Consider the following 22869-nt stretch of genomic DNA (forward strand, 5'->3'; position numbering starts at 1 on the left):
GCCCGTCGCGTTCACGCCGCCGGATTGCGCGGCTTCAGGCGGTTGAGGTCGCCGATCATTTCCCAGGACTTCAATCCGCGCGCGCCCAGGTGGTGCGACAGCACGGCGCGCAAGGCCAGGCGCAGGCTGGCCAGATCGTCCGGGGGCGGCGGCGTGTCGCGCGCTAGGGCGAGCAGCGCGCGGCCGGTGGCGGCGTGGCTGCGTTCGTCGTGGCCGCGGTCGCTCAGCAGGCGGCGCGGGCCGTGCTCGGGGTCCAGGCGGTAGCGCGCGGCCGGGTCGATGGCCTCGCCATCGCCATCCTGTTCCAGCGAAAAACCGAACCCGATCGCGTCCAGCAGGTCGCGCTCGAACCGGCGCAGCGTCCATGCCAGCGCCTCTCCGCTGCGCAGGCATTCGCGGGTGCGCGCATAGGCGTCGAACAGGTCGGGCAGCGGGTCGTGGCGAGGCGCCAGCCGCAGCACCAGTTCGCTGATGTAGAAGGCCGCCAGCATCGCGTCGCCGGCCGGTTGCGGGGCGGCATCCAGCGCCTCGGCCGCCACCAGCCGGCCGAGTTCGCCGCGCTGCTCGAAATCCAGCCGGACCCGCTGCAGGGGTTGCAACGCCGCGCGCAGCACGTGCTTCTTCGGCCCCTGCACGCCGCGCGCGATCACGCCGATGCGGCCGTGGGTCTCCCCCAGCAATTCCACCAGCAGGCTGGTCTCGCGCCAGGGCCGGGCGTGCAACACGAAAGCGTGCTCGTCGGTGATGCGCATGGGGGCCGGGATTCGGGATTCGGGATGATCGTAGGGAACGGGGATGCCGACCGGAAGGGCTCGCTTCTGCGACTCCCGAATCACGAATCCCGGCTACTCGTACCCGAACGCCTTCAGCGCGGTCTCGTCGTCGGACCAGCCTTCGCGCACGCGCACCCAGGTTTCCAGGAACACCTTGCGGCCGAACAGGTGCTCCATCTGCACGCGCGACTTGCTGCCAATCTCCTTCAGCCGCGTGCCGCCCTTGCCGATCACGATGGCCTTCTGGCTTTCGCGCTCCACCCAGATCACCGCGCCGATGCGCAGCAGTTCTTCCTGCTTGGGCGTGATTTCCTCGGCGAAGCGCTCGATTTCCACGGTGGTGGCGTAGGGAAGTTCGGCGCCCAGCTGGCGCATCAGCTGCTCGCGGACCAGTTCGCCGGCCAGGAAGCGCTCGCTGCGGTCGGTGATCTCGTCCTCGCCGAACATCGGCGGCGCTTCGGGCAGCAGCGCCAGTACGTCCTTGACCAGCGCCTCCAGGCCGTTGCGCTTCAGCGCGGACACCGGGTGCACGGCGGCGAATTCGCGATCCTTGCCGACCTCGGCCAGGAACGGAAACAGCACGGTCTTGTCCTTCAGCCGGTCGATCTTGTTGACCACCAGCACCACCGGGATGCCGGCGTCGCGCAGCACGTTGAAGGCCAGCGTGTCCTCCTCGTCCCAGCGGCCGGCCTCGATCACCATCAGCGCGGCGTCCACGTCTTCCAGCGCGCCGCGAGCGGCGCGGTTCATCACCCGGCTCATCGCCGAGGCGGAGAACTTGCCCTGCTGCTTGTGCAGGCCGGGCGTGTCCACCAGCACGATCTGCCCGGCCGGGTGGTCCTTGGCCGCGGGGAACGTGGCGATGCCCAACAGCCGGTGCCGGGTGGTCTGCGGGCGATTGGAGGTGATGCTGATCTTGGCGCCGACCAGTGCGTTGGTCAGCGTGGACTTGCCCACGTTGGGGCGGCCGATGACCGCAACGCTGCCGCTGCGATGGGAAGGAGTGCCGGTCACCGGGATACGCTCATGGGAATGTGTTCACTTCGATGGGTCAAGTTTTTCGATCACGGCCGCGGCGGCGGCCTGTTCGGCGATGCGGCGCGACGTGCCCTCGCCCTCCGCGGTCAGCGGCGGGTCCTGGATGCTGCAACGCACCTGGAACTGCTTGGCATGGTCGTCGCCGCTTTCCGACACCAGCTCGTACAGCGGCAGCGGCCGCTGGCGCGCCTGCAGCCATTCCTGCAAACGGGTCTTGGCGTCCTTTTCCGGCCGCCCGACCGGCAAGGCGGCCAGGGATTCCTCGAACCACGGCAGCACCACGGCGCGACAGGCCTCGAAGCCGGCATCCAGGTAGATGGCGGCGACCACCGCTTCCAGTGCGTCGGCCAGGATAGAATCGCGGCGGTGGCCGCCGGATTTCATTTCGCCCGGCCCCATCGTCAGGCGGGCACCGAGGTCGAGCTGACGCGCGATCACGGCCAGCGCCGCTTCGCGCACCAGCTCGGCGCGGGCGCGGGTCAGGGCGCCTTCATCGGCCTTGGGCCAGCGCTGGAACAACGCTTCGGCCACCAGCAGGTTGACCACGCTGTCACCCAGGAACTCCAGCCGCTCGTTGTGCGGCGCCCCCGCACTGCGATGGGTCAGGGCCTGCGCCAGCAGGCCCTGTTCGGCGAACGCATGGCCGATGCGGTCAACCCCCAAACCCTTATTCCACGCCCTTGCGGGTCAGGTCCTGCGACACGTCGAACTTGCCGACCACGTCCAGGTTGCCGACCAGCTCGCGGCGGACTTCGTAGTTGACCTTCATCTTCCAGCCGCCGTCCATGCGCTCGATCTTGATGTTGCCCGGCTTCACGTTCTCGGAGTAATTGATGTACAGGCGCCGGAAGAACAGGTCCTGGATCTTGGCCGGATCCATGTCGCCCACTCCCGGCTCGCCCGCCAGCCCCTTCAGGGACGACTTGACCGCGTAGTACTCCTGGTACATCGGGAACAAACGCATGCCGATGAAGGCGGCGAACCCCACCACCGCCAGCACGATCAGGAAACTCATCAACGTGATGCCACTCTGGTTGCGCTTCATTGCCATCCCCCTTGCGATAACGCGGTGATCGTCCGATTGCCTACTCGATGCCGTTCCCGATCCGGGAACCGTCGAAGCCATTCTTGCAGAACCAGCCCTCGCAGTTCAGCCAGATCAGGAACGCCTTGCCGCGGAGATTCTCCTCCGGCAGGAAATGGTAGTCCCAGAATCGCCCGTCCAGGCTGTTGTCGCGGTTGTCGCCCATCACGAAATAATGACCCGGCGGCACCACCCAGTCGCCTTCGCCACCGCCCGGCGGCGGGCTGCCGACCCACTCCAGGATGGTATGCGGGCGACCCGGCAGCTCTTCGCGCAGCAGGGTGGCGCCGCTCATCTCGGTGCGCTCGTCCTTGCCGGCGTACTCGCCCATGGACTGGTACTTGAGCGGCTGGCCGTTCAGGTAGACGGTGTCGCCGTGGAAACCCACCTTGTCGCCCGGCAGGCCGATCACCCGCTTGATCCAGTTGTTCTGCGGATCGTGCGGCGGCTTGAACACCACCACGTCGCCGCGCGCCGGTTCGCCGATGGCCAGGAACTTCCGGTTGTTGATCGGCAGGCGCAGGCCGTAGGAGAACTTGTTGACCAGGATGAAGTCGCCGATCAGCAGATTGGGCATCATCGAACTGGACGGGATCTTGTACGGCTCGGCGATGAAGCTGCGCAGCACCAGCACCACCGCCAGCACCGGGAAGAACGCCCGCGAGTAGTCCACCAGCACCGGTTCCTCGTCCAGCAAGCCGCTGCGCGCGGCCCGGCGCCTGGCCAGGAACAGCTTGTCGGCCAGCCACACCGCACCGGTCAGCAGCGTCAGCACCACGAGGATTGTTTCGAACCAGACCATCTGTGTTCCTTTGGAACGGGATTTGGGATTGGGGATTCGGGATTCGCAAGAACGGGGGCGGCGTCACCGCCTCGAATCCCGAATCCCCAATCCCGGCTTCAACTACTTGCTGTCCACCTGCAACACCGCCAGGAAGGCTTCCTGCGGGATCTCCACGCGGCCCACCTGCTTCATCCGCTTCTTGCCCTCTTTCTGCTTCTCGAGGAGCTTCTTCTTGCGGGTGATGTCGCCACCATAGCATTTGGCCAGCACGTTCTTGCGCATGGCCTTGACCGTGCTGCGGGCGATGACCTGCGAGCCGACGGCGGCCTGGATGGCCACGTCGAACATCTGCCGCGGGATCAGATCCTTCATCTTCTCGCACAGTTCGCGGCCGCGACGATCGGCCTGGGCGCGGTGCACGATCAGCGACAGCGCATCGACCTTGTCGCCGTTGATCAGGGTGTCCAGGCGCACGAACGGACCGGCCTGGAAGCGCAGGAAGTGGTAGTCCAGCGACGCGTAGCCGCGGCTGACCGACTTGAGCTTGTCGAAGAAATCCAGCACCACTTCGGCCATCGGCAGTTCGTAGGCGATCTGCACCTGGCTGCCCATGTAGGTGATGCCGATCTGGCTGCCGCGCTTTTCCTCGCACAGCGTGATCACGCTGCCCACGTGGTCCGGCGGGGTCAGGATGTTGGCGCGAATGATCGGCTCGCGGACTTCTTCGATCTGGTTCACGGCCGGCAGCTTGGCCGGGTTGTCCAGCGAGAGGACAGTGCCATCGGTCTTGAGGACTTCGTACACCACCGTCGGCGCGGTGGTGATCAGGTTGAGGTTGTATTCGCGTTCCAGGCGCTCCTGCACGATCTCCATGTGCAGCATGCCCAGGAAGCCGCAGCGGAAGCCGAAGCCCATCGCCTCGGAACTCTCCGGCTCGAAGCGCAGCGCGGCGTCGTTCAGGCGCAGCTTCTCCAGCGCTTCGCGCAGCGCGGGGTAGTCCTCGGCGTCCACCGGGAACAGGCCGGCGAACACGCGCGGCTGCATTTCCTGGAAGCCCGGCAGGGGCTTCGGCGCCGGATCGCCGGCCAGGGTCAGGGTGTCGCCGACCGGCGCGCCGTGCACGTCCTTGATGGAGGCGTTGATCCAGCCCACCTCGCCGGCGCCGAGCTTCTTCAGCTCTTTGCGCTTGGGGGTGAACACGCCGACCTTGTCGACCAGGTGGGTGCGGCCGGTGGACATGACCAGGATCTTGCTGCCGGGGGCGATCTCGCCCTGCATCACGCGCACCAGGCTGACCACGCCCAGGTAGTTGTCGAACCAGGAATCGATGATCAGCGCCTGCAGCTTGTCGGTGTCGCGCGGCTGCGGCGGCGGGATGCGCTGGACGATGGCCTCCAGTACCAGGTCCACGTTCAGGCCGGTCTTGGCGCTGACCGCCACGGCATCCTCGGCGTCGATGCCGATGACGGCCTCGATCTCGGCCTTGGCGCGCTCGATGTCGGCGGTGGGCAGGTCGATCTTGTTCAGCACCGGCACCACTTCCAGGCCCTGCTCCACCGCGGTATAGCAGTTGGCCACGGACTGGGCTTCCACGCCCTGCGCCGCGTCCACCACCAGCAGCGCGCCCTCGCAGGCGGCCAGCGAGCGGCTGACCTCGTAGCTGAAGTCCACGTGGCCGGGGGTGTCGATGAAATTGAGCTGGTAGACCTGCCCGTCCTTGGCCTTGTACGGCAGGGACACGGACTGGGCCTTGATGGTGATGCCGCGCTCGCGCTCGATCGGGTTGGAGTCGAGCACCTGCGCTTCCATCTCGCGGGCCTCTAGCCCGCCGCAAAGCTGGATGATGCGGTCGGCCAAGGTCGATTTGCCGTGGTCGACGTGCGCGATGATGGAGAAATTGCGGATATTCCGCATGGAATCAAGGGACATGGGGGCGGCGGCCTGTGCCGTCGTCAGGATAACGGCACATTATCGCACGGCGACGGCCCGGGCTTGGCCTTTGCGCCCACGCGGCAGGCAAACGCCCCGCCCGGGGCCCGGAACGGCATCACCCCGTGGCCGGCACGGGGTGGGGGGATTCGACGGAACAGAGGCCGGATTCCACCGGTCCGCGCGATCAGCCGGCCTTGTCGGCCGTCACCGCCACGAACCGGGTCACGCCGCGGTGGCGCACCAGCAGCATCACCGTATCGCCCGCCTTCACGCCGGCGAGTTGCTGGTCCAGCGCGGCCGGGCTGTTCACCTTGTTGCGGCCCACCTGCAGGATGACCATGCCCGGTTGCAGGCCGGCCTCGCGCGCGGCGGCGCTTTCCACCCGGCTGACCAGCACGCCGTCACCGGATTCCAGGCCCAACTGCTTGCGGGTATCGGCGTCGAGCGGCTGGGTCAGGATGCCCAGCGGATTCTTCCCGGTCGGCGCCGCCGGCTTGTCCGGTGCAATGGGTGGCGTACTGGCCGTACCCGCGCCTTCCTCCAGCTCGCTCAGCGTCACCTGCACGTCGCGGGGCTTGCCATCGCGCAGGATGCCCAGCGTCACCCGGGTACCCGGCGCCATCGCACCGATGATCGGCGGCAGGTCGCTGGAGTCGTTGACGGCGCGGCCGTTGACCGAGCGGATCACATCGCCGGGACCGATGCCGGCCTTTTCGGCCGGGCTGCCGCCGACCACGTCATTCACCAGCGCGCCGCGATTGTCCGGCAGGCCGAAGCCCTTCACCGCGTCCGAGGTCACCGCACCCACCTGCACGCCCAGTTGCCCGCGACTGACGCGGCCGCTGGTCTTCAGCTGGTCCACCGCGCCCATCGCCAGGTCGATGGGAATGGCGAAGCTGATGCCCATGTAGCCGCCGGACACCGAGAAGATCTGCGAATTGATGCCGACCACTTCACCCTGCGTGTTCAGCAGCGGGCCACCGGAATTGCCCTGGTTGATCGCCACGTCGGTCTGGATGAAGGGCACGTAGCGCTGCTCGGGCGAGGCGCTGCGGCCCACCGCGCTGACGATGCCGGCAGTGACCGAATGGTCCAGGCCCAGCGGCGAGCCGATCGCCACCACCCATTGCCCCGGCTTCAGCGTGGACGAGTTGCCCAGGCGCACGGTCGGCAGGCCCTTGGCGTCCAGCTTCAACAGGGCCACGTCGTACTGCTGGTCGCTGCCGACTACCTTGGCGGTGAACTCGCGGCGGTCCGGCAGGGTGACCTTCACTTCATCCGCGCCATCGATCACGTGATGGTTGGTCAGCACGTAACCGTCGGCGGAAATCACGAAGCCCGACCCCATCGAGGTGCCGCGGCGCCCGCCCGGTCCCTGCCCCGGGCCGGGGATCTGGAAGCCCGGCGGCAGCATGCGGCGGAAGATCTCGGGGATCTGTTCGTCGTCGGCCTGCGCGGTGCGGCGCGAACCGATGGTCGCCTCCACGTTGACCACGCCCGGCCCGACCTGTTCGACCAGTTGCGTGAAATCCGGCAGGCCCGCCACCAGTTGGGGGGCCGGCGACTGCGCCACCGCGGGCGTGGGCGCCACGGCCGGGGCCGGCGCATCGGACTGCTGCGCGCAAGCGGCCAGCGGCATGGTCAGCATCAGCAGGGTCAACAGACTGGTACGGGCGTTGGGGGTCATCGAACGCATGCCTCGAAGAGTAGGTGAAAACCGGGATTCCGGATTGCGGGTTCTTGGTTGCGGGGTGCCGGGAGCGGGGACTCCCCCGCCCTGGCGGCGGAGCCGGGACCGGCGACTTCGTTCTGCCGCAATCAATCCTGCGGCGGCGCCACCGGCGGAGTGGCCGGCAGGCGCGGCTCGAACGGATAGAAGGTGCGTTCGGCCGAGTCGTTGGCATAACCGGTGGTCAGCCCGCCCGCCGACGGATAGCCGGACAGCGTGGAACGCGGCCATGGCCGCGCCTGCGGCACGGTTTCCCGCGGGCTGGAGAACGGATTGGCCGGTACCGCCAGCGGCGGAGGCGCCAACGCGGTGGCCGGCGATGCGGCCAGCGCACGTACCGGCGGCGCCTCGGCCTGCGCCACGCGGGCGGCCGCACGGGCAGCCTGCTGGTTGCGGGTGGCGCTGCGGCGGGCTGCGTTGTCCTGCCGGCGCGGCACGCTGGCCACGGCTACCGCGGCGACGGCGGCATAGGCCTCCGCATCGGGCGCGGCCGGCTCGGGCGCGGGAATGTCGGGCGAGGCGGGGGCCGGCGAAGCCGTCGCCTGCTGCGAGGCCACCATCGGGCCTTCGGCCGGGGCGTCCTGCGGTGCCTGCTGGCGGGCCATGAACAAGGCCACCAGCGCCACCGACGCCGCCAGCGCGCCACCGCCCCAGCGGGTCAGCAGGGTACGGTTGCGGCGGGCCTCGGACGATGCCGGCTCGCCCGCCAGCGGCGCTTCCAGGGCCACGATCCGCGCCACGCGCTCGGCGAATCCGGCCGGAGCCGGAGCCGTCGCCTGGCCACGCAGCACGTCGCCGCACAGCTGCCAGCGCTCCCAGCAACCGGTCAGTTCGCGGTCGTGCTGCAGGCGGCGCATCAGGAAGCGCGCCTCGTCGGCGGCCAGGCCGCCGTCCATCAGCGCGGACAGCTGCTGGCGGTAATGGAGGTCGAGCTTGTCGGTGGCGAATGAATCGTTACGGGCAGTCATTGGCGGGCACGCTCGCGGGTTGCACTTTCGGTATCCAGCAGGGGACGCAGTTGCGCATCGATCGCCTCGCGGGCACGGAATATCCGCGAGCGCACGGTGCCGATGGGGCAGTCCATCTTCTGCGCGATTTCCTCGTAGCTCAGGCCGTCCACCTCGCGCAGGGTGATGGCGGCGCGCAGCTCTTCCGGCAACGCGTCCACCGCCTTCATCACCGTCTGCTCCAGTTCCTGGCGCATCAGCTCGCGCTCGGGGGTGTCGGTGTCGCGCAGGCGCGCGCCGATGTCGAACTGCTCGGCATCGGCCGCGTCCACGTCGCCCGTGGGCGGGCGGCGGTTGTGGGCGACCAGGTGGTTCTTGGCGGTGTTCACGGCGATACGGTGCAGCCACGTATAGAACTGGGAATCGCCCCGGAAGTTGCCCAGCGCGCGGTAAGCGCGCAGGAACGTCTCCTGGGCCACATCCTGGCACTCGCTCCAGTCATGGATGTAACGCCCGATCAGCGCCACCACGCGATGCTGGTACTTGCGCACCAGCAGGTCGAAGGCCGCGCTGTCGCCGCGTTGCACGCGCCTGACCAGCTCGAGGTCCAGCTCCTGGGTTGAATCTGTTTCGGCCATGCCGGGCCGCACTCCTGTCAGCTCGGCCATGGCCGGGCACTGTGACCGCGCTCGCGGAGGAAAGTTCAACGCCGCACCAAAATCGTCGGCATATCAAGAATTTAACCCGCACCGCAGGAACATCACCCCTGCCGCCGGTCACGCCCTGGATAGCGCCGTCAAACCGATATGCGGATTTGACGCGGGTTAAACAACCTCGGGATGATAGCGGTCTTATCCATACGTGAACGGATGGTCCTTACATGGCCGCAAACTTCGATGGGCTGCGATTCAGTCACTGGCAGACCGAACTGCGCGACGACGGCATCGTCATCCTCGGCTTCGACCGCCAGGGCGCCAGCGTCAACGCATTCTCGCAGGATGTGCTGATCGAACTGGCCGACATCGTCGAGCGCCTGTCGATCGATCCGCCCAAGGGCGTGGTGCTGCGTTCGGCCAAGGCCTCGGGCTTCATCGCCGGCGCCGACCTGAAGGAATTCCAGGAATTCGACCGCAAGGGCACGGTGAACGACGCCATCCGCCGCGGCCAGGCGGTATTCCAGAAACTGGCCGAACTGCCCTGCCCCACGGTCTCGGCCATCCACGGCTTCTGCATGGGCGGCGGCACCGAGATCTCGCTGGCCTGCGACTACCGCGTGGCCAGCAGCGATCCGTCCACCCGCATCGGCCTGCCCGAGGTGAAGCTGGGCATCTTCCCCGGCTGGGGCGGCAGCGCGCGCCTGCCGCGGCTAATCGGTTCGCCCAAGGCGATGGACATGATGCTGACCGGCCGCACGCTGTCGGCCAGCGCCGCCAGGGCGATGGGGCTGGTGGACAAGGTCGCCGAACCGGCCGTGCTGATCGACACCGCCATCGGCCTGATCGAATCCCCGCCGCAGCGCGCGTTCAAGCAGAAGTTCACCGGCTGGATCAGCAATACGTGGATCGCGCGCAAGATCCTCGCCCCGCAGATGGCCAAGCAGGTCGCGCGCAAGGCGCCGAAGGCGCACTATCCCGCGCCGTACGCGCTGATCAACACCTGGCAGCAGTCCGGCGGCAAGGGCATCCAGGGCCGGCTGGACGCCGAGCGCAAGGCGGTGGTGAAGCTGGCCGGCACGCCGACCGCGCGCAACCTGATTCGCATCTTCTTCCTGACCGAGCGCCTCAAGGGCCTGGGCGGCAAGGACCACGGCATCGCCAACGTGCACGTGGTCGGCGCCGGCGTGATGGGCGGCGACATCGCCGCGTGGTCGGCCTACAAGGGCTTCAACGTCACCCTGCAGGACCGCGAGCAGCGCTTCATCGACGGCGCCCTGGCGCGCGCGCAGGAACTGTTCGCCAAGCGCGTGAAGGACGAAAGCAAGCGCCCCGCCGTGGCCGCGCGCCTGAAGAGCGACCTGGGCGGCGACGGCGTGCCGGAAGCCGACCTGGTCATCGAAGCCATCATCGAGAACCCGGAAGCCAAGCGCGAGCTGTACCAGTCCGTCGAGCCGCGCCTGAAGCCCGACGCGCTGCTGACCACCAACACCTCGTCGATCCCGCTGGTCGAACTGCGCGAACACATCCAGCGTCCCGCGCAATTCGCCGGCCTGCACTACTTCAACCCGGTCGCGCTGATGCCGCTGGTGGAGATCGTGCAACACGACGCGCTGGACGAGGCCAACGTCAAGCGGCTGGCGGCGTTCTGCAAGGCGCTGGACAAGTTCCCGGTGCCGGTCGCCGGCACGCCGGGCTTCCTGGTCAACCGCGTGCTGTTCCCGTACATGCTCGAAGCCGCCACCGCCTACGCCGAAGGCATCCCGGCGCCGGTGATCGACAAGGCCGCGGTGAAGTTCGGCATGCCGATGGGGCCGATCGAACTGATCGACACCGTGGGCCTGGACGTGGCGCAGGGCGTGGGTGCGGAACTGTCGCCCTTCCTCGGCCTGCAACTGCCGGCGGCGCTGGCCTCGGTGGAGCCCGGCAAGCGCGGCAAGAAGGACGGCCAAGGCCTGTACAAGTGGGAGCAAACCGATAAAGGCAGCAAGCCGGTGAAGCCGGAAGTGCCGAAGGACTACAAGGCGCCCGACGATCTGGAGGACCGCCTGGTCCTGCCGCTGCTCAACGAAGCCGTGGCCTGCCTGCACGATGGCGTGGTCGCCGATGCCGACCTGCTGGACGCGGGCGTGATCTTCGGCACCGGCTTCGCCCCGTTCCGCGGCGGCCCCATCGAACACATCAAGGCGGTGGGTCCCGACGCGCTGGTCGAGAAGCTCAAGGCACTGCAAGCCCGCCACGGCGACCGTTTCGCTCCGCGTCCCGGCTGGGACAACCCGGTGCTGCGGCAGCCGACGATGTAACGCAGGCAACCGAAACCGGGCCGTTCGTGGGAACGGCCCGGTTTTTTTTGGGGTATCCGGAATTTTGCATGGGCTGGCGGGTAGCCGTCTCCCTCTCCCCGCTTGCGGGGAGAGGGAGATGTACAACCTCACCCCACCGGCAGCGCCTGCATCATCACCCAGTCGTCCTTGGGATCGTCGCCCACGCGGTAGGTGGAACGGCCGACGATCTGGAAACCGTGCTTGCGCCAGAAACGGATAGCCTGCTCGGCCTCCTGCCACACCGTCAGCCACACCGAGCGCGAACCGCGCAGGCGGGCGGCGGCCAGCAGGTGCGAAACCAGCGGCGCGGCGATGCCCTGGCCGTGGAAGGCCGCATCCAGGTAGATGCGCGCCAGTTCCACCGTCGGGCGCAGCGCGACCTCCGCGGGCGGCACCGTGCCCCAGCGCACCTGCGCGTAGCCGGCCCACCGGCCGTCCTGCTCCACGATCAGCGTCAGCGTGTCCGGGTCGCGGATTTCCTGCGCCTGCCGCTCGGGCGTGCACATGGCATCGAGGTGCGCGGCCACGTTCTCCGGCGTGCTGCAGTGACCGTTCGCCGCCACGAAGGTGCGGCGCATCATCGCGGACAGTTCGGCGGCTTCCGACAACCGCGCGGGGCGGATCACGGTCCCGGCTTTCATGCAGCGCACGTTTCCCTGTGTTTGTCTCATGGGAAACAACGCAGGCGCGGCAGCGAAGAGGTCAGCGCGGGCCATGCGCGTCATCGGCTGGGCAGGCAGACCGCCACGCGGTACGGCGGCGATCGAGACGAGTTGGAATCCGCCCGCGGGATGGCAACCCACCCACCTTGCCCTAGCGCCGGGCGAATACGTCCGGCGGCGCGCGCACGGGGATGCGATCGCCGCGGCCTTCGACCATCACGCCCAGTTGCGCGGAGAAATCGACCAGACGCGCCCAGACGTAGGGTTGCAGGTCTTCCGGCGCGGCGTCGTACACGCCCTTCCACAACCGGTCCATGAACTGCCGCGGCGATTCGCGCAGTGTCCCGCGTTCGATGTGCTCACCTGCCGTGGCCAGCACGGCCCGGATGTCGGCTAACGTGTCCATGACTGCAGGGTAAAGGCGTGATGTGCCGGATGTGTTACATGAGGCCGGTTCTTCCGACGATCGGTGCGTTTTCGTGAACGCGGTTACGCATGCGTGAAAGACGCCGCGACCCGGGAAGGCGATGTCGCATCGCAACAACCCCACCTGCCGGGAATCCACGCACAGGCAGGGTGGCACAGTTCGGGCGTCGCTCGCCATCGACCTCCACGTAGCCCACTCCCCGCCTGCGAGGAGTGGGCATGGTTGCCTGATCGCTGCCATGGGCACTCGAAGCTCAATCAAACCCGTCACTCATCATCGGGCAACTGGTCCCTCATGCAGTCCTTCAACTCTTTCAAGGCCTCACCCGCTCCTACTGCCGGTATCAGGCTGCCCAGGAAATTGTTGATGACATCCACCCACTTCTTGAATGGCCTCCTCCAGGCACGCCCGAGGTTCCTCATCCTCTCGCGCCACGTCGTATTGGCCTCACTGACTTGACGCTCCTTCAGGTCCAGTTGGGCGCCATAGAAGCCCGCCTTCTGCAGGCTCTCCCTCGAAGCTCCGTACACCTGGCTCTCCGGATGTCGCTCCCCCGAACTTCCCGTGTCGTCGACAAAATCACGCAGCCACTCTTCAAGGGCGCTACGAACCATCGGCCCTTGCGTTCCGAACAACTCGTCCGCGTGTCGTGTCATCAACCTGAAGGTTTCGATCGTGTCCATGTACATGTGGAAGACCCGGCGTCTCACCTGATCGATTTCTCTTTCGTCAAGGGGCATCTTCAATCTCCTTTCCGTCGGCAGGAAATGAACTCAAGAACGGCACTTCGGACAGATAGGGAGTCGAACGGGTAAGGCCATCGAACACGGCCACACGCACTTTGGCATCGGGCCATGGGGCCGTAGTGGATCCGTAGCACCGCGGCGGCCAACAGGGGCCGGAAGACAGGGCGTTAACCTCTGCCCGACTAGCCTGCGTGATCGCGTTCACCGGTCATCCTTGCCATGTCCAAAGCGGTCACGACATTCGATCTGGATATCGAGCACCTGTTGCTCAGGAACGTTACCGACTATGCCATCTACATGCTCGACCCGCAGGGCTTCGTGCTGAGCTGGAACGCGGGCGGCGAGCGCATCAAGGGCTATTTCGACACGGAAATCATCGGACAGCATTTCTCGCGCTTCTACGCGCCCGAGGAAATAAGGCGGGGCGATCCGGAGAGGAGCCTGGCCATCGCCCGGTCCGAAGGCCGCTACGAAGCGGAAGGTTGGCGCGTCCGCAAGGATGGCTCGCTGTTCCGCGCCAGCATCGTGATCGATCCGATCCGGCAGGACGGGGAATTGCTCGGATTCGCGAAGGTGACGCGCGACATCACGGAAAAATACAACGCGCAGCAGAACCTCCAGCGGACCGAGCGGGTCCTGGCGCAGGCCCAGAAGGTGCACGCCATCGGCAAGCTGACGCTGGGCGTCGCCCACGATTTCAACAACCTCCTGACGGTCGTCATGAACTGCCTCGACCTGCTGTCCGCCACGCACAAGGACGACAGGAGCAGCCAGCTCATCCGCGCCGCGATGGAAGCGGCCGAACGGGGCAGCCGCCTGTCGCGCCAGATGCTGGCGTTTTCGCGCGCTCAGGAGTTGAATCCCCGGCTCCACGATCTCAACGAGCTCGTCACCCGCTCTATGGAACGATACCGGCAGGTGGCGGGCGCGATCGTCTGCTGCGAAAGCGACCTGAAACCGGACCTGCCGAAGATCATGGTCGATGCCGACCAATTGGAGGCTGCACTGATGAACCTGGTCTCCAATGCAAGGGATGCCATGTCGGGTGGCCGTATCGTCATTTCGACCGGCACCTGCACACCGGACAGCAGCCTCCACCCCGATGCGGATGGCCGCAAGGAATACGTCTGCGTCACCGTCAGGGACGACGGGCCCGGCATGACCGAGGAAGTGCGGTTGCGGGCGATGGAACCGTTCTTCACGACCAAGGACGTGGGGCGCGGAAGCGGCCTCGGCCTGAGCCAGGTTTATGGATTCGCCGCCCAGTCCGACGGATTCGCCTCAATCGAGAGCACGCCGGGTGAAGGCACAGCCGTAACGATCGCCATTCCAGCAGCGGAGACGCCACATGCCTAAGCCCAGCATCCTGTACGTGGAAGACGATGCACTGCTGCGCTCGGTGACGAGCATGGCGCTGGAAGATGCGGGATACGAGGTTACCGAGGCCGTGAACGGCGTGGATGCCCGATCGAAACTGACGGGCGCCCGGTTCGACTATGTCGTCAGCGACATCAGCATGCCATCGGGCGTGTCGGGGATAGACATTTCGCAGACGGTGCGCGATTCCTCGCCCGATACGATCACCGTGTTGGTTTCCGGATACGCCAGGTCGCAATTGCCCCCCATTCCCCCCGGCACGCGGTTCCTGAAGAAGCCGTATCGCGTCAAGGATCTGCTGGACGCGCTTTCCACGGACGAATGAAGGCCTTCAACACCCCATCGCCGGCATGAACGCCACCGTGGCGACGTCCGCCCACTTGCCGTCGCGCAACACTTCCACCCTTACCCGCACCTTGCTGATCGCCACGAACGGCGACACGCCGATCACCGACGACGGCGTGCGCAGGTCGTCCAGCCAGGCCTCGGCCATCGCCGGATCGCCCATCGAGCGGCCCAGGTCGCGTACCGCCTGCTCCAGTTCCGCAGGCGCATACGGGGGGAAGCACGACGACTGTTCCTCGGTGGGCTCGGGCAACACGAACGACAGCGCATCCGATGCTTCCGCCGGCTGCCAGTCCGACACGCAATGCTTCCAGTCCACCAGGTCCAGGTGAGGACCTTCCGCGCTCAGGCCCATGCTGGTTTCGTACTGCACCCGTACCCGGTACTGCCCACCGGGCCGTGACGGTTGCAGTTGCAGCGTGGCGCCGTGGATCTCGTCGCCCAGTTCCAGTGGCACGGTCGACGACGACGGCAGCGCGCCCTCGCTCTGCCAGCCCGGGAAGGAATGGCCGGCATCGGACCGCGGCAATATGCGCAGCCCCGCCAGTTCGGCCGCCTGTACGCCGAACGTCGCGCACAGGCACACCGCCACGCAGACAATGCGACGCAATCCGGCAGCGATGGCCATGCCCCTTGCCTCCTTCCCGGAGATCCCCCGGGCTGATGGTAGCGCGGAAAAGGACGGGGAGAAGCCAGTCGCCGTGCCCACGCTTTCGCCGGGACGACGGCGCCGTCAGTCGTGGTTGACCGCCTGCCGGTACAGCATCCATACGCCATCGGCGCTGCGTTTCCACAGGTTGAGGCTCTTGCCTGTGACCGTGCCGCGGTCGCCGCCGGCCTGCCAGTCCACCCGGTAGAAACCCTCCTCCAGTTGCAGCTCGCCACCGGCGAGCGGATGGATGCGCGCGGCATCCAGTTCCAGCGCCTCGATCGTTAGTTCGCCTGGCTGCTCGTGCTCGAGGAAGTACGCACGGATCGGGGCGATGCCCACCAGTGGTGGCGTGTAGTACGTCAGGTAGATCGCATCGGGCAGGAACAGATCGGCATGCTCGTCTCCCCGCCGCTCGGTGACCAGCGTGTCGATCAGGGCGTTGCGTGCGCGGATTTCCCGCGCCACCTGCGGATCGTTCTCGAACGGCTGTGCGGTGACCGGTGGCGCGGGCGGGATGGCCGGCAGCGCCGCGCGGTCGAACGGCGCGTTGGCGCCCCACAGTTCCGACACGATGCGCGGCGCATCGCCGCGCAGGTCCCACAGCACCATGTACTTGCCCACGTACTCGTAGGGTGCCGCGCCGGTGCGGGTGAAGGTCTGCGTGAAGCTGCCGGTCTCGATGGCGTGGTCGCCCAGGTCCAGGACTTCGTAGGGCGTGCGCTGGAAGGCGCTGGCATCGGCGGCGGCGAACCACTGGCGATAGTAATCGGCGATGGCGCCGGCGCCGCTGCGCGCCGTGCCATGCTCGGGCATCAGCATGGCGTCGCCGTCGTAGTGGCGCGCCAGCGCTTCGACATCCTCCGCAAGGAAAGCCCGTGCGATGGCCTCGTGCCGGGCCTGCAGGCGGTCGCGCAACGGCGTGGCGCCCTCGGTCGCATGCGCCGGGGCGACGGACAACAGCAGGCTCATGAGCAGCGGCAACGTCTTCATCAGGCGGCTCCCGGTGGGGCGCGAGGGACGGAGGCAGGCGTGCGACGCGGCGATGGTAGCGCGGAATGGGCGGCTTACGGAGGCGTTGGGCGATGCGCCGCCGTTCGCCTCTCGTGGGTCCCCGGATCAGGCTTGAGGCAAGCCTTCTCCCCACTCGCAGAGAGAAGGAACTCGCCGGGACGACGGCGTTACATCGTGTGCGTGGGCTTCTCGGCGTTGAGGGTGCCGGCCAGCAGGGTTTCGATCTTGTTCTTCACCGCCTCGCCTTCGCTGCTGTCGGCGAACTGCACGCCGATGCCGGCGGTGCGGTTGCCCTGCGCGCCGACCGGCGTCACCCAGACCACCTTGCCGGCCACCGGCAGGCGTTCGCTGGAGTCGGGCAGCGTGAGCAGCAGGAAGACTTCGTCGCCCAGGAAATAGCGCTTGGGCGTGGGCACGAAGATGCCGCCACCCTTCATGAACGGCATGTAGGCGTTGTACAGCGCAGCCTTGTCCTTGACCGCCAATGACAGGATGCCCTGCCGTCCACCTGCTGCATTCATCCCCAAGCCTCCTCAGTGCATCGAATCAGGTGCGGCGCGCCCCTGCGGCGCGGCTACGTTCCGTGCCGGCCCAGGCCAGCAGCAGTTCCACCATGGCCAGATCGCCACGCACCGTGGTCCGCATGAGGTCGCGGGTGCGGTTGGCGGCATCGAACCAGGCGGCCAGCTTGTTCAATCGCGCAGGATCGGTCAAGCCGGCGGCGGCGGCCTGTGCCAGCACCACATCCGCGGCGTGACGCAGTCGTGCATCGGCCAGTTCGTCGTTGGCCCAGCGCTGCGCGGTTTCCACCACGCCGATTTCGCCCTTCTCCAATCGCTGCAAGTCGCGCGCCACGGTTTCGCGCAACGCCAGCCCGTCGTTGCGCAGCCAGTCGTCGGCCAGGCCGGGATGGCCGCGCGCGGCGTCCAGCGCCCGCGCGGCGTCGGCGGCGTCGTGGCCCTGCGTGCGCAGCCAGGCCAGTGCTTCGTCGCGCGGCGGCAGGCGGAACTCCAGCCGCTGGCAGCGGCTGCGGATGGTGGCCGGCAGGCGCGCGGGCTGTGCGCTGATGAGCCACAGGTAGCGGCCCGGCGAGGGTTCTTCCAGTGTCTTCAGCAACGCGTTGCAGGCCGAGCGGTTGATGGCGTCGGCCGGGTCGATGATGGCCACCTGCGCGCCGCCGTACTGCGGGGTCAGCGACAATCTCTGCGAAACCTCGCGGATCTGGTCGATGACGATCTCGGTGCGCAGCTTGCTGCCGTCCTTGGTGGCGACGAACGACACCACCTGCAGGTCGGGGTGCGTGCCGGCGTCGATCAGGCGCGCGCTGCGGTCGTCGGGCGCGGGTTCGCCATGCGCGTCGCGCTGTTGCGCCAGCACCCGCCGCGAGAGCCGGTCGGCGACGGCGCGCTTGCCCAGCCCGTCCGGGCCGCAGACCAGCAGGCCGTGGCCGAGCCGGCCGCCTTCCAGCGCGGCGACCGCGTGGTCGTAGGCGCGTTGCTGCCAGGGCGAGAACGGTGCGCGGCTCATGCCAGGTCGCTGTCGGTCAAGGTGGCCAGATAAGTGCCGAGCGCACCGGTGACGGACGTGGCCACGCCGGCGGGCGGCTGGCTGGCGTCGATCACCCGGAAGCGCGCGGGATCGGCGGCGGCGCGGGCACGGAAACCGGCGCGCACGCGTTCGAAGAAATCGTCCTGCTCGCTCTCGATGCGGTCCGGCCACAGGTCGCGGCCGGCGGTGCGCGCGCGGCCTTCGCGCACGTCCAGGTCCAGCAGCAGGGTCAGGCCGGGCTTCACGCCCACCGCGCGGCGTTCCAGCGCGGCGATCCACTCGGCATCCAGGCCACGGCCCTGGCCCTGGTAGGCGTAGCTGGAATCGGTGAAGCGGTCGCTGACGACGAACGCGCCGCGCTGCAACGCCGGGCGCACCACCTGGCGCACATGCTGGGCGCGGGCGGCGAACACCAGCAGCAGTTCGGCCTCGGGCACCAGCGCTTCGTCCTGCGGGTTGAGCAGCAGCTCGCGGATGCGTTCGGCCAGCGGCGTGCCGCCCGGTTCGCGGGTCAGCACGACCTCGTGGCCCTGCGACTGCAACAGCTCGCGCACGGCGGCGATCGCGCTGGTCTTGCCGGCGCCCTCGCCGCCTTCCAGCGTGATCAGGCGCGGTTGGGTGAGCAGGGCTTCGGTCATGGTTGCGCCGCCTTGTCCAGCGTCTGCCGGCGAGTGATCAGGTACCTGGCCACGGCCGCGTTGTGCTGCGCCAGCGTGGCGGAGAACACGTGCCGGCCGCTGCCGTCGCCCACGGCGACGAAGTACAGCGCGGTGCCGTCGGCGGGATTAACCGCCGCCTTCAGCGCATCGGCGCCGGGCATGGCGATGGGCGTGGGCGTCAGGCCCCTGCGCGTGTAGGTGTTGTACGGCGTGTCGGTGGTCAGGTCGCGGCGGCGGATGTTGCCGTCGTAGCTGCTGCCGATGCCGTAGATGACGGTGGGGTCGGTCTGCAGCGGCATGCCGATCTTCAGGCGGCGCGCGAACACCCCGGCGATGGCCGGGCGTTCCTCGGCGATGCCGGTTTCCTTTTCGATGATGGAGGCCAGGATCAGCGCTTCCTCGGCCGACTGTAGCGGAATGCCAGGCGCGCGCGCGGTCCATGCGGCTTCGACGGCCTTTTCCATCGCGGCGTGGGCGCGCTTGAGCACGTCCAGGTCGGATTCGCGGCGGGTGTAGACGTAGGTCTCCGGCAGGAAACGGCCTTCCGGATGCTGGCCGACATGCCCCAGCGCTTCCATGAGCTCGGCATCGCTCATCTGCGCGGTCTCCTGCCGCAGCGGCATGGCGGCGCGCAGCGCGGCGCGCAGCTGGCGGATGTTCCAGCCTTCGACGATGGTGAAGCGGTACTGCAGCGTGCGGCCTTCGCGCATGCGCTGCAGCAGTTGGCGCGGGGTCAGGCTGGGCTCCAGCGCGTACTCGCCCACCTTCAGCTGGCTGGCGGTATCGGTCTGCCGGGCCAGCACGCGCCACTGCGCATCGTTGCCATGCGCCACGCCCTGCGCGCGCAGCTTGCGCAGCACGGTGGGGAAGGCATCGCCACGGTCCACTTCCACCGTGGAACCGGCCGCGACGCCGCCGATGGGCGCGTCGGCGAAGTTGCGGTAGTCCTGCCACAGCCACAGCGCTGCGCCCGCCGCCAAGGCCAGCAGCAGGAAGAAGGCGATGACGATGAAGCGGCAACCGCGCTTGAGAGCTGACGCCACGCAATCCTCGGGGAACGAAACAGGTGGTGCAGGATACCCGGTCGCCGTCTCAGGCTGTAGGCGCAGTTCGCAGCCTGCCCCCTCCCCCGCAATGCGGGGGAGGGCTGGGGTGGGGGCGCGACGAAGGTGCGCGGTTCAACACACGATCCATCATGCCGAAGCCGATGGTCATCGACTTCGAGTATGTCCGCGCCGGTGTAAGTGTGCGTGCTTCGAATGCCCCCACCCTGCCCTCCCCCGTAAACGGGGGAGGGGCTCTCACCGTTCCATGGCCTCAGGCTCAGCCCTCCAGCGCCTTCAGCACGCCACGCGCCTTGGCCCGCGTCTCGTCCAGCTCCTTGTCCGGGATCGAATCGGCGACGATGCCGGCGCCGGTACGGAAGCGCGCTACGCTGCCGGTCCCGTCGGCGACGATCTCGGCGCTGCGGATCAGGATGTTCAGGTCCAGGTCGCCGTCGCGGTTGAGCCAGCCGAAGGCGCCGGTGTAGGCGCCGCGCGGAACCTGTTCCAGTTCGGCGATGATCTGCATGCAGCGCACCTTGGGGCAGCCGGTGATGGTGCCGCCGGGGAAGGTGGCGCGGATGACGTCGCCGGGCGTGGCATCACCGCGCAGGTGGCCTCGCACGTTACTGACGATGTGGTGGACGTGGGTGTAGCTCTCCACGGTCATCAGCTCGTCCACCTGCACGCTGCCGGGCGTGCAGACGCGGCCCAGGTCGTTGCGTTCCAGGTCGATCAGCATGACATGCTCGGCGCGTTCCTTCGGGTGGCCGACCAGTTCGCGGATCCGTGCCGCATCGTCGTCGCCGGGGAAGCGAGGGCGGGTGCCGGCGATCGGGCGGGTTTCCACCACGTCGCCGCGCACCGACACCAGCCGCTCGGGCGAGGAACTGACCACGGTCCAGTCCGGTGCCGCGAACAGGCCGGCGAACGGTGCGGGATTGGCGGTGCGCAGGCGCGCGTACAGCGCGGCGGGATCGAGCGGCGCGTCGAAATGCGCACGCCACGCGCGCGACAGGTTCACCTGAAAGATGTCGCCGGCGCGCAGGTAGTCGAGGATGCGCTGCACGCCGTCGGTGAAGCGCCGCGGTTCGTCCTCGTCGATGCGGGCGGGCGGCCGCCACGCCGGCAATGCGGGCAGTCGTGCCGCGGTGGCGACGTCGTCGGCGATGGTGGCGGTCAGGCCGCCCTGCCCCGCCTCGGCCACCGCCACGCAGTCGCCGGTGCTGCGATCGCGCAGCACCGCAGCGGGGCAGCGCAGCGCGAGCGCGACGGGTTGCGTGGCGGGACCCTGTGCAAGCCGCAGCACGGGTTCCACCTGCTGCGCCAGTTCGTAGGCCAACAGCAGCGCCCAGCCGCCGCGGAACGGCCAGCGTGGTTCTTCGCGCGCGATGCGCCGCGCCTGCCAATGGCGGTCGAGCACGGCAAGGAAATCGCCCGGCTCCACATTGCCGCGCAGGTCGCGGGTGATGCCATCGGCATCCAGCCGCAGGCCGCCGCCATCGGCCACCAGCAGCAGGTCCCAACGCCCCTGCGCGGTGCCCGAGGCCACCGATTCCAGCAGCACGGGATAGCGGCGCGGATCCCCTCGGTGCAGGGCCAGCAGGTCGGTGTCGGGCGGAAGGGCGCGGGTTTCGATCATCGCTTTGTCATCCCGGCGAACGCCGGGACCCAGTGCCTTGTTGTTCGGGTAAAGCCTGAGTCGCTGGGTCCCGGCCTTCGCCGGGATGACGTAAAGGATGTTGCCCGGGTCCGGAATGCATCAAAGGGGTTGGACTCCGCAGCCCCCTCCGTCCCCGGACCAGGCCCGGGGCAAGCTTCTCATGCACCCATGTCGAGTACGGGGCAGCCTCTTCCCCGCATGCGGGGAAGAGGCCAACGCATCAGATGCGCTTGAACACCAGCGTGCCGTTGGTGCCGCCGAAGCCGAAGCCGTTGGAGACGGCGATGTCGATCTTCTTCTGGCGCGCGGTGTGCGGCACGTAGTCCAGGTCGCAGCCTTCGCCCGGCTCGTCCAGGTTGATGGTCGGCGGGACGATGCCGTGGTGGATCGCCAGCACGGAAAAGATGGCTTCCGCGCCGCCGGCCGCGCCCAGCAGGTGGCCGGTCATCGACTTGGTGGAGCTGACCATGATCTTGTACGCGTGGTCGCCCAGCGCGCGCTTCAGCGCCAGCGTCTCGGCCAGGTCGCCCAGCGGCGTGGAGGTGCCGTGCGCGTTGAGGTATTCCACCTGCTCGGGATTGATGCCGGCATCCTTCAGCGCGGCCACCAGGCAACGCGCCGGGCCCTCGCCGTTCTCGCTGGGCGCGGTCATGTGGTGCGCGTCGGAGCTGGCGCCGAAGCCGGCCAGCTCCGCGTAGATGCGCGCGCCGCGCGCCTTGGCGTGTTCGTACTCTTCCAGGATCAGCACGCCGGCGCCGTCGCCCAGCACGAAGCCGTCGCGGTACTTGTCCCACGGGCGCGAGGCCTTGGCCGGCGCGTCGTTGCGGGTGGACATGGCCTTCATCGAACAGAAGCCGGCCATCGAGGTCGGCGAGGAGCCGAGTTCGGCGCCGCCGGCGACCATCACGTCGGCATCGCCGTACTGGATGGCGCGCATGGCCACGCCGATGGAGTGGTTGGACGTGGCGCAGGCCGAGACCACCGAGAAGCTGGGGCCCTTGATGCCCTTCAGGATCGACAGCTGGCCGGGCAGCATGTTGATGATGGTGCTGGGCACGTAGAACGGCGAGACCTTGCGCGGGCCGCCTTCGTGCATCCTGATGGTCTGTTCCTCGATGCCGTGGATGCCGCCGATGCCGGAACCGACGATGGCGCCGATGCGCTCGGCGTTGGCTTCGGTGATCTCCAGCCCGGAATCGTCCAGCGCCATGAACGAGGCGGCGATGCCGTAGTGGATGAACGGGTCCATTTTCTTCGCGTCCTTGGGCGACACGAAGGCGGCGGGATCGAAATTGCGGATCTCGCCGGCGATCCGGGTGGTGTAGGCGGACGCATCGAACGACTCGACCGGGCCGATGCCCGAACGGCCGTTGACGATGCCGTCCCAACTGGTGGCCATGTCGTTGCCCAGGGGCGAGACCAAGCCCATACCGGTAACGACGACGCGACGACGCTGGCTCATAGCGGACTCC

23 protein-coding genes are annotated in these 22869 nt (G+C 68.0%); 3 read left to right on the forward strand and 20 right to left on the reverse strand.

Translation table 11 applies throughout. The features are described 5' to 3' along the window. Window positions 1–11 precede the first annotated feature (11 nt). The 9 genes from recO to rpoE all read right to left on the reverse strand — a co-directional run bounded on the left by recO (window position 12) and on the right by rpoE (window position 8925). The gene (recO, locus tag AAD027_RS10935; RefSeq protein WP_341726062.1) at window positions 12–752 is read right to left on the reverse strand and encodes a DNA repair protein RecO; all 741 of its coding nucleotides are present in this window, start codon (window positions 750–752) and stop codon (window positions 12–14) included. Between the two features lie 93 nt (window positions 753–845). After that, window positions 846–1793: a GTPase Era gene (gene era, locus AAD027_RS10940; RefSeq protein WP_425605448.1), complete on the reverse strand. Its 948-nt coding sequence runs from the start codon at window positions 1791–1793 to the stop codon at window positions 846–848. Window positions 1794–1811: 18 nt separating this feature from the next. Further along, complete coding sequence (rnc, locus tag AAD027_RS10945) at window positions 1812–2474, reverse strand: ribonuclease III (RefSeq protein WP_341726064.1); 663 nt, start codon at window positions 2472–2474, stop codon at window positions 1812–1814. 4 nt (window positions 2475–2478) lie between these two features. Continuing rightward, entirely contained in the window at window positions 2479–2856 is a 378-nt protein-coding gene (locus AAD027_RS10950) for a DUF4845 domain-containing protein (protein ID WP_341726065.1), read from the reverse strand. Window positions 2857–2896: 40 nt separating this feature from the next. Further along, entirely contained in the window at window positions 2897–3697 is an 801-nt protein-coding gene (lepB, locus tag AAD027_RS10955; RefSeq protein ID WP_341726066.1) for a signal peptidase I, read from the reverse strand. Window positions 3698–3799: 102 nt separating this feature from the next. Continuing rightward, the gene (lepA, locus tag AAD027_RS10960; protein WP_341726067.1) at window positions 3800–5608 is read right to left on the reverse strand and encodes a translation elongation factor 4; all 1809 of its coding nucleotides are present in this window, start codon (window positions 5606–5608) and stop codon (window positions 3800–3802) included. Between the two features lie 187 nt (window positions 5609–5795). Further along, window positions 5796–7298: a DegQ family serine endoprotease gene (locus AAD027_RS10965; protein ID WP_341726194.1), complete on the reverse strand. Its 1503-nt coding sequence runs from the start codon at window positions 7296–7298 to the stop codon at window positions 5796–5798. 131 nt (window positions 7299–7429) lie between these two features. Further along, window positions 7430–8308, reverse strand: a complete 879-nt coding sequence (locus AAD027_RS10970; protein ID WP_341726068.1) for an RseA family anti-sigma factor — start codon at window positions 8306–8308, stop codon at window positions 7430–7432. Then, window positions 8305–8925 carry an RNA polymerase sigma factor RpoE gene (rpoE, locus tag AAD027_RS10975; protein WP_341726069.1) on the reverse strand — a complete coding sequence of 207 codons (621 nt, stop codon included), beginning with the start codon at window positions 8923–8925 and terminating at the stop codon, window positions 8305–8307. Before rpoE ends, AAD027_RS10970 begins: the two co-directional genes overlap by 4 nt. Before the next feature lie 242 nt (window positions 8926–9167). On the opposite strand from rpoE, the gene AAD027_RS10980 reads away from it, so the two are divergent. Next, window positions 9168–11243 (forward strand): 3-hydroxyacyl-CoA dehydrogenase NAD-binding domain-containing protein, encoded by a 2076-nt coding sequence (locus AAD027_RS10980; protein ID WP_341726070.1) that lies wholly within the window; start codon window positions 9168–9170, stop codon window positions 11241–11243. A 128-nt stretch (window positions 11244–11371) separates the two neighbouring features. Here the strand turns inward: AAD027_RS10980 and AAD027_RS10985 are convergent, their stop codons facing one another. The 3 genes from AAD027_RS10985 to AAD027_RS10995 all read right to left on the reverse strand — a co-directional run bounded on the left by AAD027_RS10985 (window position 11372) and on the right by AAD027_RS10995 (window position 13093). Continuing rightward, window positions 11372–11905: a GNAT family N-acetyltransferase gene (locus AAD027_RS10985; protein WP_341726071.1), complete on the reverse strand. Its 534-nt coding sequence runs from the start codon at window positions 11903–11905 to the stop codon at window positions 11372–11374. Window positions 11906–12077: 172 nt separating this feature from the next. Continuing rightward, window positions 12078–12332 (reverse strand): hypothetical protein, encoded by a 255-nt coding sequence (locus AAD027_RS10990; RefSeq protein WP_341726072.1) that lies wholly within the window; start codon window positions 12330–12332, stop codon window positions 12078–12080. Window positions 12333–12619: 287 nt separating this feature from the next. Beyond that, on the reverse strand, window positions 12620–13093 hold the full coding sequence (locus AAD027_RS10995; RefSeq protein ID WP_341726073.1) for a hypothetical protein: 474 nt from the start codon (window positions 13091–13093) through the stop codon (window positions 12620–12622). A 225-nt stretch (window positions 13094–13318) separates the two neighbouring features. On the opposite strand from AAD027_RS10995, the gene AAD027_RS11000 reads away from it, so the two are divergent. Both AAD027_RS11000 and AAD027_RS11005 read left to right on the forward strand, forming a co-directional pair. Next, complete coding sequence (locus tag AAD027_RS11000; RefSeq protein WP_341726074.1) at window positions 13319–14455, forward strand: two-component system sensor histidine kinase NtrB; 1137 nt, start codon at window positions 13319–13321, stop codon at window positions 14453–14455. Between the two features lie 16 nt (window positions 14456–14471). Further along, on the forward strand, window positions 14472–14801 hold the full coding sequence (locus AAD027_RS11005) for a response regulator (protein ID WP_341726075.1): 330 nt from the start codon (window positions 14472–14474) through the stop codon (window positions 14799–14801). Between the two features lie 6 nt (window positions 14802–14807). On the opposite strand, the gene AAD027_RS11010 is transcribed toward AAD027_RS11005, so the two are convergent. The 8 genes from AAD027_RS11010 to fabF form a co-directional block, all read right to left on the reverse strand. After that, window positions 14808–15449, reverse strand: a complete 642-nt coding sequence (locus tag AAD027_RS11010; RefSeq protein WP_341726076.1) for a hypothetical protein — start codon at window positions 15447–15449, stop codon at window positions 14808–14810. Between the two features lie 105 nt (window positions 15450–15554). Continuing rightward, the gene (locus AAD027_RS11015) at window positions 15555–16463 is read right to left on the reverse strand and encodes a DUF4440 domain-containing protein (protein ID WP_341726077.1); all 909 of its coding nucleotides are present in this window, start codon (window positions 16461–16463) and stop codon (window positions 15555–15557) included. Window positions 16464–16651: 188 nt separating this feature from the next. Beyond that, window positions 16652–17005, reverse strand: a complete 354-nt coding sequence (locus AAD027_RS11020) for a PilZ domain-containing protein (RefSeq protein WP_341726078.1) — start codon at window positions 17003–17005, stop codon at window positions 16652–16654. A gap of 25 nt (window positions 17006–17030) precedes the next feature. After that, a complete protein-coding gene (locus tag AAD027_RS11025) occupies window positions 17031–18011 on the reverse strand; it encodes a DNA polymerase III subunit delta' (RefSeq protein WP_341726079.1) in 981 nt (326 codons plus the stop codon). Beyond that, window positions 18008–18670, reverse strand: a complete 663-nt coding sequence (gene tmk, locus AAD027_RS11030; RefSeq protein WP_341726080.1) for a dTMP kinase — start codon at window positions 18668–18670, stop codon at window positions 18008–18010. The genes AAD027_RS11025 and tmk overlap by 4 nt, the downstream gene beginning before the upstream one ends. Next, window positions 18667–19734, reverse strand: a complete 1068-nt coding sequence (mltG, locus tag AAD027_RS11035; RefSeq protein WP_341726081.1) for an endolytic transglycosylase MltG — start codon at window positions 19732–19734, stop codon at window positions 18667–18669. The genes tmk and mltG overlap by 4 nt, the downstream gene beginning before the upstream one ends. A gap of 280 nt (window positions 19735–20014) precedes the next feature. Further along, on the reverse strand, window positions 20015–21376 hold the full coding sequence (locus AAD027_RS11040; RefSeq protein ID WP_341726082.1) for an aminodeoxychorismate synthase component I: 1362 nt from the start codon (window positions 21374–21376) through the stop codon (window positions 20015–20017). Between the two features lie 241 nt (window positions 21377–21617). Further along, window positions 21618–22859, reverse strand: coding sequence for a beta-ketoacyl-ACP synthase II (gene fabF, locus AAD027_RS11045; RefSeq protein WP_341726083.1), 1242 nt, complete (start codon window positions 22857–22859; stop codon window positions 21618–21620). Window positions 22860–22869: the final 10 nt, after the last annotated feature.

This window comes from Pseudoxanthomonas putridarboris (assembly GCF_038321125.1).
Classification (GTDB): Bacteria; Pseudomonadota; Gammaproteobacteria; order Xanthomonadales; family Xanthomonadaceae; genus Pseudoxanthomonas_A; species Pseudoxanthomonas_A putridarboris.